This window comes from Collinsella sp. AM20-15AC (assembly GCF_003471405.1).
GTDB lineage: Bacteria > Actinomycetota > Coriobacteriia > Coriobacteriales > Coriobacteriaceae > Collinsella.
Window position 1 is genome coordinate 37,115 of the sequence record NZ_QRJA01000004.1, and the last position, 14,770, is coordinate 51,884.

General features: G+C 62.3%; 11 protein-coding genes. 1 reads left to right on the top strand and 10 read right to left on the bottom strand.

Features of this window, described 5'->3' with window-relative positions:
• Positions 1-267: 267 nt before the first annotated feature.
• Positions 268-2,403, top strand: a complete 2,136-nt coding sequence (locus DW233_RS02200; protein ID WP_233547908.1) for a YgiQ family radical SAM protein — start codon at positions 268-270, stop codon at positions 2,401-2,403.
• Here the strand turns inward: DW233_RS02200 and DW233_RS02205 are convergent.
• The 10 genes from DW233_RS02205 to DW233_RS02250 all read right to left on the bottom strand — a co-directional run bounded on the left by DW233_RS02205 (position 2,400) and on the right by DW233_RS02250 (position 14,618).
• Positions 2,400-3,311, bottom strand: a complete 912-nt coding sequence (locus DW233_RS02205) for a CPBP family intramembrane glutamic endopeptidase (protein WP_158567785.1) — start codon at positions 3,309-3,311, stop codon at positions 2,400-2,402. The genes DW233_RS02200 and DW233_RS02205 overlap by 4 nt on opposite strands.
• A 50-nt stretch (positions 3,312-3,361) precedes the next feature.
• Complete coding sequence (locus DW233_RS02210) at positions 3,362-3,583, bottom strand: hypothetical protein (RefSeq protein ID WP_117757910.1); 222 nt, start codon at positions 3,581-3,583, stop codon at positions 3,362-3,364.
• Between the two features lie 215 nt (positions 3,584-3,798).
• On the bottom strand, positions 3,799-5,175 hold the full coding sequence (locus DW233_RS02215) for an ATP-binding cassette domain-containing protein (RefSeq protein WP_147357118.1): 1,377 nt from the start codon (positions 5,173-5,175) through the stop codon (positions 3,799-3,801).
• A 3-nt stretch (positions 5,176-5,178) separates the two neighbouring features.
• On the bottom strand, positions 5,179-6,234 hold the full coding sequence (locus tag DW233_RS02220) for an ABC transporter substrate-binding protein (RefSeq protein ID WP_118266472.1): 1,056 nt from the start codon (positions 6,232-6,234) through the stop codon (positions 5,179-5,181).
• A gap of 2 nt (positions 6,235-6,236) precedes the next feature.
• A complete protein-coding gene (locus DW233_RS02225; RefSeq protein ID WP_118266526.1) occupies positions 6,237-7,991 on the bottom strand; it encodes a [FeFe] hydrogenase, group A in 1,755 nt (584 codons plus the stop codon).
• Positions 7,992-8,041: 50 nt separating this feature from the next.
• Entirely contained in the window at positions 8,042-9,874 is a 1,833-nt protein-coding gene (locus DW233_RS02230) for an NAD(P)-binding protein (RefSeq protein WP_118266474.1), read from the bottom strand.
• A gap of 256 nt (positions 9,875-10,130) precedes the next feature.
• Complete coding sequence (locus DW233_RS02235; protein WP_055310193.1) at positions 10,131-11,513, bottom strand: 6-phospho-alpha-glucosidase; 1,383 nt, start codon at positions 11,511-11,513, stop codon at positions 10,131-10,133.
• A gap of 3 nt (positions 11,514-11,516) precedes the next feature.
• Positions 11,517-13,133, bottom strand: a complete 1,617-nt coding sequence (locus DW233_RS02240; RefSeq protein ID WP_118266476.1) for a PTS transporter subunit EIIC — start codon at positions 13,131-13,133, stop codon at positions 11,517-11,519.
• Between the two features lie 99 nt (positions 13,134-13,232).
• Entirely contained in the window at positions 13,233-14,087 is an 855-nt protein-coding gene (locus DW233_RS02245; protein ID WP_117862088.1) for a PRD domain-containing protein, read from the bottom strand.
• A gap of 18 nt (positions 14,088-14,105) precedes the next feature.
• Positions 14,106-14,618 carry a PTS glucose transporter subunit IIA gene (locus tag DW233_RS02250; protein ID WP_158559620.1) on the bottom strand — a complete coding sequence of 171 codons (513 nt, stop codon included), beginning with the start codon at positions 14,616-14,618 and terminating at the stop codon, positions 14,106-14,108.
• Positions 14,619-14,770: the final 152 nt, after the last annotated feature.

Below are 14,770 nucleotides of genomic sequence, written 5' to 3' on the forward strand. Positions count from 1 at the left end.
GTCGTGCATCCTCCTTGTTGACGACTCTCTCGTGCGTTGGCGGAAACATAGCCGCCGTTCATACTGTAACCCATTGACAACATGGCATGCGCGCGAGACGGGCTCCCCAACGCGCGGATACACAGTCTGGAAACAAACGGCGGGCGCGGCGCCGACACCCGCATCGACACGCCGATCCGCCAGCCCATGTACTCCACCAGTCTTTTTAGCCCCGTCCCAAAAAGACTGGTTACAATTACGTGCAGCATACAAACACCGGGAGGGATCGTGGCAAAAAAGCCTCAGCACGCTCAGAACAGCCAACGTGGACAGCAGGGCAAACAGGGCCAGCAGCAAAAGCGCGGCGGCAAGGCGCAGGGCTCGCGACCCACGCATGCCTCAGCAGCGCCCTCACGCCCCTGGCGTCCGGGCCGCGACAAGTTCCTCCCCGTCAGCCGCGCCGACATGGATGCGCGTGGCTGGGACCAGTGCGACTTCGTCTACATCTGCGGCGACGCCTACGTGGACCACCCTAGCTTTGGCATGGCCATCATCAGCCGCGTCCTCGACGCGCACGGCTACAAAGTGGGCATTATCTGTCAGCCCAACTGGACCGACCCCGCCAGCATCACGGTGCTTGGCGAGCCACGCCTGGGCTTTCTCGTCAGCGCCGGCAACATGGACTCCATGGTCAACCACTATTCGGTGACCAAGCACCGCCGCCACACCGACGCCTATACCCCTGGTGGCGAGGAGGGTCACCGCCCCAACCGCGCCGTCACGGTCTACGGCAACCTCATCCGCCAAACGTTCAAGGACGCCCCCATTATCATCGGCGGCATCGAGGCGAGCCTGCGTCGTCTGGCCCACTACGACTACTGGCAGGACAAGCTCAAGCGCTCGGTACTGCTCGACTCGGGCGCCGACATCCTCATCTACGGCATGGGCGAGCACGCGATTGTCGAGATCGCCGACGCGCTCGACGCGGGACTGCCCGTCGATCAGATCACCTACATCAACGGCACCGTCTACCGCACCAGCTCGCTCGACGAGGTCTACGACTACGACCTGCTGCCCAGCTGGGACGACCTTGCCGCCGACAAGCTCAACTACGCGCGCAGCTTTAACGTGCAGCAGCAGAATATGGACCCCATCACCGGTCATCGCCTGGTAGAGCCCTATCCCAACAGCGTCTATGTGGTGCAGAACCCGCCATCGGCAACACTCACCACCGACGAGATGGACGAGGTCGCCGAGCTCCCCTACGCCCGCGATTGGCATCCCGACTACGACGCGGCGGGCGGCGTACCGGCCTTTGCCGAGATCAAGTTTTCGATCAGCTCCAACCGCGGGTGCTTTGGCGAGTGCTCGTTTTGCGCGCTCACCTTCCACCAGGGCCGCGCGCTGCAGATGCGCAGCCACGATTCGATCATGCGCGAGGCCGAGCTGCTCACGCGCGATCCCGAGTTTAAGGGCTACATCAACGACGTGGGCGGACCGACGGCTAACTTTAGCCGCCCTGCCTGCGACAAACAGCTCAAGCATGGCGTGTGCAAGAACAAGCGCTGCCTGTGGCCGAGTGTGTGCAAGAACATGGTGGTCGACGAGAGCGGCTACACACAGTTGCTGCGCGATCTGCGCCAGCTGCCGGGCGTCAAGAAGGTCTTCGTCCGCAGCGGCATCCGCTTTGACTACACCATGGCCGACGCCTCGGACGAGTTTTTGCGCGAGCTGCTGGAGCACCATGTCTCGGGCCAGCTGCGCGTAGCGCCCGAGCATGTGAGCGACGCGGTGCTCTCCGTGATGGGCAAACCGAGCCGCGCCGTCTACGACGCGTTCTGCCGTAAATTTGAACGCCTGAACCGCGAATACGGACTCAAGCAGTACGTGGTGCCGTATCTGATCTCGAGCCACCCCGGCTCGACCATGAAGGAAGCTGTGGACCTTGCCGAGGCCGTGCGCGACATGGGCTACATGCCCGAGCAGGTGCAGGACTTCTACCCCACCCCGTCCACCATGTCGACCTGCATGTACTACACCGGCGTGGACCCACGCACCATGCAGCCGATCTACGTGGCACGCGACCCGCACGAGAAGGCCATGCAACGCGCGCTCATCCAGTATCGCAAGCCCGAGAACTACAAGCTGGTGCGCGAGGCGCTGGAAAAAGCCGGGCGTCGTGACCTGATCGGCTACACCAAACACTGTCTAATCCGCCCCGTGCCGCCGCGCCCGGGTGAGACGTCTGCTGGCGGTGGGCATGGCACCGGCAAGAAAGGCGGCAAGCCGCACGGTGGCGCTGGCGGCAAGGGACCCAAAGGCAGCAAGGGGCACGGCGGCATGTCGCGTGCACAGAACACTGCCGGGCGCAACCGTGCAGCTCAGGGGCGTCAGGGCGCCAACGGAGGCGGGCGTCGCAACTAGGGCAGCGGCGCGCTCGCTGCGCCCATCCCACACGCGTGGCGCAGCGAGCGCATAGCCTCAACGAGGATGACGCCGGCGATAGCGACCGTGATTACCACGTCGAGCGGTGTGTTCACAAACCACAACAGACCCATCAGGTACGACCCGGCGTTAAAGGCAAAGTGCAGCAGGATCGTGTAGCGGAGCTTTCCGGTGGTCACGAGCACCCAGCCAAAGACCAGACCCGCGGCGCCCGCATAGCAGCCCTGCACCCAGTTCATGTGCATAAAACCGAAGATCGCCGCCTGCAGCACGACCGCCGCGGCGATACCCCACGTGCTCGGGGCCGCCCAGGACACCATGGCGCCGTCCTGCGCACCCGCACGACGCAGGCGCTTCCAAAGTGGGCGGCACTGCGGATTAAACGCTCGGAGCGAAAACTCAAAAATGATACCGCGCACCAGCAGCTCCTCGCAAAACGGAGCGCCGAGCACCGTGGTCAGGACGGCCAGATAGCTCGTGTCACCCATGCCCGTCTCCTCGACAAGTTCGCTGTAGTCGGCCGCGGCCTCGGGCAACAGCGACAGCACGGCGTCGGTCACGTAGCCAACGACCACCTGCAGGGCAAGGCCAATCACGATAACGCAGACGATGCGCTTCCACGCCCCACGCGCTCCCCCGCCGAGCGGATGCGCGCTTTGCCGGCGTGCTATAAACGAACGCGGCCACAGATAACGCCACCACAGCAGCGCCATTAAAAACGATGCCATCTGCGCGGCAGCCTGAAGCAATTGAATATCGAGGTCGTCAATCGAAAAGCCCATGAACACCGATGCGACGCCCAGAGCGGAGAACAAAACCACGCTCAGGGCGATATCGGCAGCGACGACGCCAAAACAGGCAAGCGCCCAAATCATCGCATTGAGCATGCCAACCTCCTCCCGACAGCTAGTCATTTAAGAACGTCCCCAACGACTAGTCATTGGGGACGTTCTTCAACGACTAGTTGTTGGGGACAGTCTTTGCCAAAGGCCCCGTTGGGCGAGATGTCGAACGGGAAGGTGCCGCAGCGATTGAACGCGGCGATAAACATGCGGATGGCGTTGGACGGCGTGGTGCCCACGAGCTGGGTTGCCGCCGCGAAGGCCGCCTTTTCCTCGGGCAAGACCTTCGCGACAACCGGGGTCATGTGTTCTGCCATGGCGCTCCCTTTTTGAAACGACGGTGGTGCGGATAGATGCGGGCCACGCGGCTGGGCGACGGGCTGTGAAGGCAACCCGATTGGCCCGCATCCGGAGTTTGTTTCTGCGGCGTTGGTATTACTTGGTATTCCTAAGTATTACCCCGCAGATAGAATACCACACCTGACCCCATGGGGACGGAGAAAAACGGATCATTTTGTTGCTAAGTTAGTATTTAGAGCGTGATGATGTCCGAGATATTGAGGGCCCGAGCGTCAGCGGCATCGTGTGTGGCGAGTAGGAGCGTGCGACCGTCGAGCAGATCGAGCACGACCTCGGCCGTCGCATCGCGCGCGACGACATCCAGGCCGGTAAAGGGCTCGTCAAGAATCACCGCGCCGCCCGGGCACAGCAGGGCTCGAGCGATCTCGACGCGACGGCGCTGCCCGCCCGAAAGCTCGGCCACGCGAGCATGCACATCGACCCCCGGCACCAGCAAGCGCAACAGGGCCGCAGCACTCGAGGCGTCCACGCGTGCATCGGCGCACACCAGCACGTTATCCAGCGCCGAGGCGGACTCGACCAAGCGTGCATCCTGAAACACCATCGAGCACGGTGCGCACTCCCCTGCCGCAAGGGCAAGGAGCGTCGACTTACCCGCACCCGAGGCGCCCATCACACAGATACGCCCACCCGCGGGCACGTTGAGCACCAGTCCGTCGAGCGCCGGTGCCCAGGGCGCGCGATCGCCCACGGCAAGCGCAAGCTCCGCCGCAGCGCCATCGCCCGCAGCCCTCGCACGCCCGCGCAGCCCATGCCTATGCGCCCGCACGGCCGCACCCCACGCCACGGGCCCCGAAACCCGCAGCAGCCACACCAGCACGCGCTCACACGCCCACGAGGCGGCAACGACCAGCACGGTCCAAGCCAGCAGGTCGGCCGTCTCAATCAAAAGCTTCGCCTGATAGATGCGCTCACCCACGGTGCCCACCGCCATGCCGATCAGCTCGGCTGCCACACCGGCCTTCCAGCTCATGCCGATCACGGCACGCGCACACGAAAGCACAAACGGCAGGACTTCGCGCCAGGTGTGGGCGCAAAACAGTCGCCAGCCCCGCACGCCATGCAGACGAAACATCTGCTCCAGTGGCTTATCCACCTGCGACAAGCCTTCGACCAGTGAGAAATATACGCCCGGCAGCGCCATCAAAAAGACCGCCGCGATGCTCACACGTGCCGACCCCAGCCAAATGAGCAGCAGGACCACCACGCAGGCAACCGGCGTCGCCTTTACAAACGACAGCGCCGGAGCCACCAGGTACGCAAACGCCCGCGAACGTGACGAAATCCCAGCAAGCACGCCACCACACACCGCGGCAAGCGCCAGCCCGCCCAGTATCCGCGCGCCCGAGCCCGCCAGAATCGCCCACGTGCCGGCATCGCATATCAGGCGCAGCAGCGCCAAGGCAACAGCACCCGGCCCCGGCAAAATCAGCGGCTGCGCCACCAGCACCGCCACCAGCATCCACACGGCAAGCCAAAAGGCGGCGACGGCACCTGCTGCCGCCACCGCCTTCACACGCTCTGTCATTTGTCGAGCAAACGCACGCACGGGCTACTCCAAGTAGTAGAAATCGTCAGCCGGGAGCTTGCCGCCCACGGCGCTCGCATCCGCATCGGCCAGCACCTGCAGGTACCCACCGAGCGCCGCCTTCATATCCTTCCCCGTCTGGCACACGAGCATGCACCCGGGAATCGCTTTTTCGGCGATCTTGGCGTTGTCAACGATGCCGGCATCGACCACGGCCTGCGCCCAGTCTGCCGGCGCCGCATTGACAGCCTTAACGCTCGCCGCATGGCAGCTCAAGAACTCCGCCACGGCATCGGGATGTTCCTCGGCAAACGCGCGTCGCACCACGGTCACGCCCGTCAGCAGGCGCGAACCCGTGTCACCTGCCAGCTCGTCCCACACATCGGTCAGACTCACCGGTGCCGACAGCTTGCCCTCGCTCTTGGCGATGGCAGCGGTCTTGAACGGCTCCGGCAGCACGCCCACGGCGGACGGGTCGGCAAGCAGGGCCGACAGCACCTCGGTGGGCTCACACTTAAACTCGAGCGTCACCTGGCCGGTCAGGCCCGCGCGCTCCAGCAGGTAGTTCATGACGTACTCCGGCGTCGTGCCCTTGCCCGTCATGTAGACGGTGCGACCCGCCAGGTCGCCAAACGAAGTAACGTCCGCGTTACCCGTCACCACGTTCAGCACACCCAGCGTGTTGATGTCGATGACCTGCACCGCGCCCTCGGTCTTGTTGTAGAGCACGCTCGCCACGTTGGCTGGCACCAGGGCAATGTCGATATCGCCCTGAATGACCTTGGGCACGATCTCGTCGGCGGCAGTGTTGATCGCAAAGTCGAACTCATTGTCCGTCTCGCCATCGGCAGCCTGGTCCATAAACTGCACCAGGCCAATCGAGGTCGGTCCCTTGAGCGAGGCGACGTGCACCGCGACCGGCTCTGCAGCAGCACCGGCGCCGTCCGTGGCAGCCGAGTCCGCGGCGGACCCGGCACCGGCAGCCCCGCCGCCACAGCCCGCGAGCGCAAGCGACAGCGCGCCCGCGGCAAGCGCCGAGGCAAACCCCCGGCGCGACATCTCAAAATCAAACGCGCGCATCGTTAGCACGTCCCTTCGTTAGGCATCGACCAGGCGTGATGATCGGTATGCAGCAGCTCCTCGGCCAGCGGCGAGAGCGGCGCGCCCAGGAACTCGCGGTAGCACGCCTGGACATCGGGATTCTCGTGCGAGAAGCGAATGTCCGCAGCGGCATCCAGGCCCCACAGCACCTGACCGCGCTCGGCTGCCAGCTCGCAGCCGTCGTGGATGGGCTGACCGCCGCCACCGACGCAGCCGCCCGGGCACGCCATGACCTCAACGAAGTCATAGCTCACGCGACTGTCGCGAATCGCGTCGAGCAGACGGGCGGCGTTGCCCAGCCCGTGTGCCACGGCGACGCGAACCTTGGTGTCATCGATATCGGCCACGGCTTCCTTCCAGCCGTCCAGGCCGCGCACGTCGGTAAAGAAGTCGGCGTCGGGGTTCTTGCCCGTCACCAGGTAATAGGCCGAGCGCACGGCGGCCTCCATCACGCCGCCCGTGGCGCCAAAGATCACACCCGCGCCTGTGCCAAAGCCCAGCGGCGTATCGAGCGGCTCCTCGGCCAGCGTCTCCACGCTCACGTGGCTCGCGCGGATCATGCGCACCATCTCGCGCACCGTCAGCGCAACGTCCACGTCGGGCGCACCGCCCTCGCCCACCATGCTCGGCAGCGCACACTCGGCCTTCTTGGCCGTGCACGGCATCACGGACACCACGAACAGGCGCTCGGGCTCCACGCCCAGCACCTTGGCGTAGTAGGTCTTGGCAATAGCGCCGAACATCTGCTGCGGCGACTTGGACGTGGACAGACTGTCGACAAACTCCGGATAGCGCGCCTTCACAAAGCGCACCCAGCCCGGGCAGCAGCTCGTGAACATGGGCCAGCCGCGGCTGTCGCCCTCGCCCTTGGCGGCCTTACCCAGGCGCTCGAGCAACTCGGAGCCCTCCTCCATAATGGTGAGGTCGGCCGAGAAATCGGTATCGAACACGTACTCAAAGCCCACGCGGCGCAGCGCGCACGCCAGGCGCTCGACGGTGGCCTCCTCGCGCGGGATGCCGAGCTCCTCGCCCCAAGCGCTACGCACAGCCGGCGCGATCTGCACCAGCACGATCTTGTCGGGATCGGCGAGAGCGTCGAACACGGTCTCGGTGTCGTCACGCTCGCGCAGCGCGCCCGTCGGGCAATGCGTGATGCACTGGCCGCATGCGACGCAATCGGTCTTGCCAATCGGCGCGCGCCCGCGGGTACCCACGGCGGTGTGCGTGGCGCGATTGGTCAGGTCCCAAATCCCCAGCCCCTGCACGTTTTCGCACACCTTGATGCAACGCATGCACTTGATGCACTTGTCGTTGTCGCGAATGATGGGAAAATCGAAGTCCCAGCCCTCGCGCGCCAAGTGCTTTTGATACGGCAGGTAGAAAATGCCCAGGTCGTTGGCGATGGTCTGCAGGTTGCAGTTACCGCTGCGCACGCAGCTCGCGCACTGCGCATCGTGCTGCGACAGCAGCAGCTGCACGTTGGTGCGACGAGCCTCGCGAGCCTTGGGGCTGTTGGTGTGGACCACCATGCCGTCGAGCACGTAGTTGTTGCAGGCGGCAACCAGCTGGTCGCAGCCCTCGACCTCGACCACGCACACGCGGCAGCCGCCGATCTCGTTTAGATCGCGCAGATAGCACAGGGTGGGAATCTGGATGCCGACGGACTTGGCTGCATCCAGGATCGTGGTGTGCTCGGACACCACGACCTCGCAATTATCGATCGTGAGCTTGACCATGTTATGCGCTCCATTTTCGGTGTTGTCGCTGACGGTGGGGTTGTTGAGCTCTACCATTCCAGGTTCCTCCCTCCGCGGAACGCGCCAAAGCCAAAGTGATCGCAACGCAGGCAGCGGCTCGCCTCCTGGTGTGCCTCCTCCTCGGTAAGGCCCTGCTCGACCAGATCCCAATCGTGAATACGCTCGCCGGCCTCGCGCTCGCCCAGCTCGCAGCGGCCGCACTCGTGCTTGCCCTTAAACTGGACGGTCGGCAGCTCGACCTCGAGTTTGATCTTGTGGTCGAAGCCCAGGTAGCGGTCGATATTTGCCGAAGCAACGCGGCCGGCGTTGATGGCGCGGATGACCGTGGCGGGGCCGGTCTGGCAGTCGCCGCCGCTAAAGAGGCCGTCGAAGTTGGGCACGGCGCCGTCCGAGTCGGTGACCACGCAGCCCCACTTGCAGGCAATGCCCATCTCCTCAAACGGCTTGGAATCGATGTCCTGGCCAATGGCCACAAACACGCGCTCGCAAGGAATGACGCGCTCGGGCGTGGCGGCGGCACGCGGGGCCGGACGCCCACGACGGGGCTCGCCGATAATCTGCGGCTGCACGCGCAGGCCGCTCACGCGACCATCTTCGCCCGTCTCGATGGCGAGCGGGGCGGTCAACTCCAGTACCTCGCAGCCCTCGGCCTGGGCGCCGGCGATCTCGGCGTCCTGGGCCGTCATGTCGCAGATGCGACGGCGGTAGACGATGCTCACCTTTTCGGCACCGCAGCGCACGGCGGAGCGCGCCACGTCCATGGCCACGTTGCCGCCGCCGATGACGCACACGCGCTGGCCGCTCAGGTCGGGCAGCTCGTCGTCGCCGATGGCGCGCAGCATCTTGACGGCCGACTCCACGCCGAGCGCTTCCTCGCCCGGAAGGCCGAGCTTCTTATCGCTGTGGGCGCCAATGGCCAGGTAGACGGCATCGAACTCGTCGCGCAGGCGGGCAAGTTCCTCGCCGTTGACGGAGTGATCGAGCTCAACGTCGATGCCGGCGCTCAAGATCCAGTCGATCTCGGCCTGCAGGCGCTCGCGCGGCAGACGGTAGCTGGGAATGCCGTAGCGCAGCATGCCGCCCATGTGGTGACGCTGCTCAAAGATGGTCACCTTATGACCCATCACGGCCAGGTAGTAGGCACAGGAAAGGCCGGCCGGGCCGCCGCCGATCACAGCGACGCGCTTACCGGTGTCGTCCACTACATGCGGCTTGTGGTCGTTGAGGTCGCTGTGCTCAACGGCAAAACGCTTGAGGGCGAGGATGTTCATGGGATCGTCGACCATGCCGCGGCGGCAATGCATCTCGCAGGGATGCTCGCACACCAAGCCGCAGACGAGCGGCAGTGGGTTGTTCTTGCGGATGACCTTGACGGCGTCGGCATACCGGCCTGCCTCGACGAGCGAGATGTAACCGGGAATGTCGACGTGCGCCGGGCAGCCCGAGACGCACGGGACGCGGGCCTCGCGGTCAAAGCCGCAGGAGTGCTCGCGGATGTGATGCTCAAAATCGTCACGGAAGCCGCGAATGGCCGTGAGTGCCATGGCGCCGGCTTCGTAGCCGATGGCGCAGTCGCTCGAAAGGTAGATGGTGCGGGCCGTGCGCTCAGTCAGGTTGAGCGTGGACTCGTCGGCGCGGCCCTCGAGCACATCGGCAAGCAGGTCGCTCAGCGCGCTCAGGCCCACGCGACAGGGCGTGCACTTGCCGCAGCTCTGGGTGGAGCACAGGTTGACGAGCGCTGCCGTAAACTCCACGGGACACGGGGCGAGCGAGCTCACCGCCAGACGGCGTCCGAGCGCATCGTGCAGATCGTCCATGACGGCCTGAGCGTGGCTGCGTTCCATTACGTGCAGTCGAGCCATAAGATCCCCTCTCACATGGCAGCCCGGAGGCGAGACCGGGCGAAGTTGCTACACGCACAACACTGACCTATAAAATTGTTTGGCAGCGACACGCTTCGGCAGGCGGTATGAAACGTCGTCCTTAGCGGTGAAAACGAACATTTCCGCAGATAAATGCCATATTTGATAAAACGCGTTACCAAATGACAATGCCCCGTCCACGCAATCACGTGGACGGGGCATTGCTCTAGGTATGCGGCCAGCGACCCTGTTGCTTTTACTTAAGCTCGGGCCAGTAGCCCTTGTTGGCCTCGATCATGTCGTCGAGAACTTCCTTGGCGACTTTCATCGACGGTACGGTCTTGTTGAGCGTGAAGGCCTTGAGCGCCTTCTCGTAAGAACCCTCGATCGTAGCCTCGACCACGAGCTTCTCGGAGTTCAGCTGCTGCATCATGAGGCCCTGCTGGAACAGCGGAATGTTGTCGCGGCTGATGACCTCGGGGCCGTTCTTGCCAATGTAGGCAGGCAGCTCGACCATAGCGTCGTAGGGCATGTTGGGGATAGCGCCCTTGTTCTCGCAAATGACCAGGAAGCGCTGCTTGGTATCGTTCTTCAGAGCGATAGCCAGGTCGGCAATCCAGTCGCCGTGGCTGCCCGCATAGAACGTGCTCTCGTCGATCTCGCCCGTCTTCTCGTAGTGGTCGATGCCGTCGAAGAGGTTCTTCTCACGCGTCTCCTCAACCTCGTTAGCACGGGTGCGCTCGGGGTTGGAATGCTCGACGAACTCCTTCTGCTGCAGGTAGTAGTTCAGATACGTGTTGGGCAGGTACTCCGGGAAGCACTCCATGATCTCGTACTCGCCCTTCCAGACGTAGTACCAGCTGCCCTTGGTGTGGCGGTTCTGCTCGGGGTGCTCGTCAGTGGCCTCCTCGGGCTTCTTTGCCATGAGCGAGCCCATGCCCTTGAGGTAGGAGTCGGGCAGCAGAATCTCATGCTCCTTGATGTACTCGCGCAGCTGCGGGAGCACCTCCTCGCCCTTGTGGCGGATCGAGGTGAACCAACCAAAGTGGTTGAGGCCAAAGTAATCGTACTCGACATCCTTCTTGTCGATATCGAGTGCGGCGCAAACCACGTCGATGATCGCGATCGGCATGTCGCAGATGTTGATGATGCGAGCGTTGGGACGCAGCACGCGGCAGCCCTCGGACACGATGGCAGCAGGGTTGGAGTAGTTGAGAATCCAGTAGTCCTTCTTAGCGTACTTCTCAACGTCATCGATCAGCTCGACCATGGGGAAGATGGTGCGCATGCCGTAGGCAAGGCCGCCGCAACCGCAGGTCTCCTGGCCCACGCAGCCGTGACGCAGCGGAATCTTCTCGTCCTGCTCGCGCATGGCGTAGCCGCCCACGCGCATCTGGGCAAACACGAAGCTGGCATCCGTAAAGGCAGTCTCCTTGTCGGTGGTCACCGTGAGCTTGATGTCCAGGCCGAGGTCCTCGTGCAGAATCCAGTCCACGAGCACGCCGATCTTGCGCTGGCGCTCCTCGTTGATGTCGTACAGACGAATCTCGTCAACGTCGAGCTCGTCCTTGCGCAGAGCGATGGACTTGACGATGCCGGGGGTAAAGGTGGATCCGCCACCACACAGAGTAATGATCATTGTTTACTGCTCCTTCTCAATTGCGTTTTCGACCTTGTCGCGCATCTCGGCAACCTTCATGCCAAAGATGATCTGGATATTGTTGCCGTTGCGGTTGATGCCGCTGTTGGGCACGTGGTTGATGAGGCTCTCATCGATGAGGTCCGGGTTCTTAACGTTCACGCGGAGACGCGTAAAGCAGTTCTCGAGCTCCTCGATGTTGTCCTTGCCGCCAAGACCTGCGACCAGGTCGGCAATACCTGCATCGACGCCCTCTGCGGGAGCTGCGGCAACAGCGCCCTGCTTCACCGCGACAGACGCGGCGGCCTCGCCCTCGGCAACGGACTCGGCGAGCTCGGACTCCTCCTCGCGACCAGGCGTGTGGAGGTTGAGCTTCTTAATAAGGAAGGTGAAGAGGAAGAAGTACAGCGCGGCGTTGACGACTCCGAGCACGAGCATCATCGGCCAGTTGGTCTTATCGACACCAAGAACCAGGTTGGAAACCACGATGTTGATGATGCCGCCTGCAGTCGAAGCGGGCACGGAGAGGACCTTGAGCAGGACCAGGAAGATGCCGGAAAGAACCGAGTGAACGACAAAGAGCACGGGAGCGGCAAAGACAAAGAGGAAGTCCATGGGCTCGGTCACGCAGGAAAGCACGGCGGTGATGATCAGCGGGATGATGACAGCCTTGGTCTTGTCCTTGTTCTGCTTGTAGGCGGTGAAGATAAAGGCGAGACCGATACCGATGTAGGGCCACAGGTTGTTGAAGGTATAGCTGTTGAAGTAGGTGCTATCGGAGAAGGGCTGGCCCGTCATTGCCATCTCGGCGACACGGATGGGATAGGCGCCGGCGATAACCTGATCGCCCAGCGTAAGGGTGCCGCCCACATCGGAGAACTGGAACGGGGTGTAGATGAGGTGGTGCAGACCGGTGGGAACGAGCAGCTTGTTGAGCATGCCGTAGATAAACAGACCGATGTTGCCCGATTCCTTAATGATGCCGGCAACGGAGGAGATGGCACCCTGAACCGGAGGCCAAACGATGCAGAAGCCAGCACCCATGATCCAGGAAATGATGATCATGATCAGGAACGGAAAGCGAACGCCCGAGAACATCGAAAGAGCAATGGGGAACTGCTTGTTCGAGTACTTGTTGAACACGGCACCGGTGATGCAACCAAGAATGATGCCGCCAAACACGCCGGTATCGAGGACCTGAATGCCCATAACGGTGGCCTGGCCGGTTCCGGTAAGGCCGAGCATGCCGCTCGCTTCGGCAAGAGAACCGGTGGCGTTGAGCACGATGTTATTGGCCTGCAGGAACAGGAAGAACGACATCAGGGCGATCAGCGAAGCATGGCCCTTGTTCTTCTTTGCCATGGCGCCGGCGATGCCCACGCAGAACAGAATCGAGAGGTTGTTGATGATAAACATCAGCGACTGATAGACAACGGCGCCCACAAGCTGGAACGGGCCGGAGCCCAGCACGGGGACCACGGCGCAGATGGTCTTGTTGGTCAGAATGATGCCCACGATGAGCAGGATGCCGGCAACCGAGAGATACATCATCGGCTGAACGATCGACTTCGCGAACACCTCCAACGGCGCTTTGAAATTGAACTTCTTTTTTGCGGTCATAGCGGTACTCCCCTTCCTTTTCCGCAAATTGAGATAGGTGTGCCCTAGACAAGACCGTGAGCCTTGCCTTATATCAATCGATGTGTGGGCACGTTATGCCTAGAGACCAGGTTCTCCAAGCAGGTTAACAATGTGATATGCGAGATAACTCTTCTCGGCATCGGTAACGACAACGTTATAGGTAGACGCCAAGTGGTCGGCAATTGACTCCGCGCACGAGAACGCCCTCGGATACGCCGTTTCATCGATACGGAACAGCGCGTCGCCATTGACCTGCCCCGCCGCGGGATCGAGCGCTCGCTGCGCAAAAAACTGCAGATGGCGAACGAAACGCTCGTACGGCAACGAGGTGACGTCAAGGGTCGTGGCATAGTGCTCGGAAACAATCGCGAGCACGTCGCGAACAAGCTGGACCGAAACAATCAGACGGTCAGAGCGCTGCGGCATGGTGGCGTTGACGATATGCAGCGTAATAAAACCCTGCTCTTCTTCGCTCATCTGGATGCCCATATACTCCTTGATAATCTGCAGCGCACGGCCCGCAAGCGCGTACTCCTTGCGATAGAACTGCTGGATCTCGAGCAGCAGCGGGTTCTCGCAGGGAACGCCTTTGCGCTCGCGCTCCAAAGCAAGGCTGATATGGTCTGCGAGAGCAATGAGAATCTTGTCGTTGATATCAACATTGAGCTCTCGACGGAGCATCTGAACGATGTCCTCGGAAATCACGAGGTTGACGGTGGGGATGGACTCCAAAAGATGTGCCAAGCGGTCAATCGTACGCGAATCCTGAGAAGTTCCCTCCTGCAGCGCATAGGTCTTTTCGACCGACGCCTCGTCGATAGCGTCGCCGGCATGGCGGCCAAAGCAGAGGCCTCGGCCGATGACGATGAGCTCGGAGCCATCGTCCGAAGTGACCATTGCGACGTTATTGTTGAAAACTCGCTTGATAACCACGGTACCCACCACAAGAATTTACTCGGAAAGCCAGACGACAGGCTCTTTAACAGCAACAGGGCCGGAAGCATGCTCACGAAGAGTCGAGTTCTCCGAACGCTCGCACACGATAACGAAGACCGTGGGGTCGAAGCCAGCGGCGCGAACCGCCTCGAAATCGACCTCGACGAGGGGCTGGCCCGCGTCGACATGGTCACCCTGAGCAACAAGCGCATGGAAGCCCTTGCCCTCAAGTTTAACAGTGTCGATTCCGATATGCAGCATCACCTGAGCAGAGCTGTCGTCGGACATGATGCCCAGCGCGTGCTCAGTCGGAAACAGCGCCGCGACGGTGCCGGAAACAGGAGCGCACACCGTTCCCTCTTGGGGAACCACGGCAACGCCATCGCCCACGGCACGGCTGCTAAAAGCGGGGTCATTGGTATTTTCTAGATGAACAAGCTCGCCGGAAACGGGAGCGAGGATTTCGAACTCGGAAGCTGCAGTCTTCTGCTCATCCGAACCGCCCATCAGGCGAGAAAAGAAACCCATGTTGGCATGTCCCTTCATAAATATAGCCCAACCAAAATCAAGCGAATGCATCCATAGAGACACACCCGTTCAAAGACTTTGGTTAGGCCCACGTCCGAGGGACTCGGTAACCTTCCGCATTTCTTTTTACGGGAGTTATTGTAGACAAGCCA

Excerpts from the sequence above, each read along its gene's own strand:
- DW233_RS02205 (WP_158567785.1), bottom strand. The coding sequence starts at position 3,311 with ATGCTCAATGCGATGATTTGGGCGCTTGCCTGTTTTGGCGTCGTCGCT.
- DW233_RS02210 (WP_117757910.1), bottom strand. The coding sequence starts at position 3,583 with ATGGCAGAACACATGACCCCGGTTGTCGCGAAGGTCTTGCCCGAGGAA.
- DW233_RS02220 (WP_118266472.1), bottom strand. The coding sequence starts at position 6,234 with ATGCGCGCGTTTGATTTTGAGATGTCGCGCCGGGGGTTTGCCTCGGCG.
- DW233_RS02225 (WP_118266526.1), bottom strand. The coding sequence starts at position 7,991 with ATGGTCAAGCTCACGATCGATAATTGCGAGGTCGTGGTGTCCGAGCAC.
- DW233_RS02230 (WP_118266474.1), bottom strand. The coding sequence starts at position 9,874 with ATGGCTCGACTGCACGTAATGGAACGCAGCCACGCTCAGGCCGTCATG.
- DW233_RS02235 (WP_055310193.1), bottom strand. The coding sequence starts at position 11,513 with ATGATCATTACTCTGTGTGGTGGCGGATCCACCTTTACCCCCGGCATC.
- DW233_RS02240 (WP_118266476.1), bottom strand. The coding sequence starts at position 13,133 with ATGACCGCAAAAAAGAAGTTCAATTTCAAAGCGCCGTTGGAGGTGTTC.
- DW233_RS02250 (WP_158559620.1), bottom strand. The coding sequence starts at position 14,618 with ATGGGTTTCTTTTCTCGCCTGATGGGCGGTTCGGATGAGCAGAAGACT.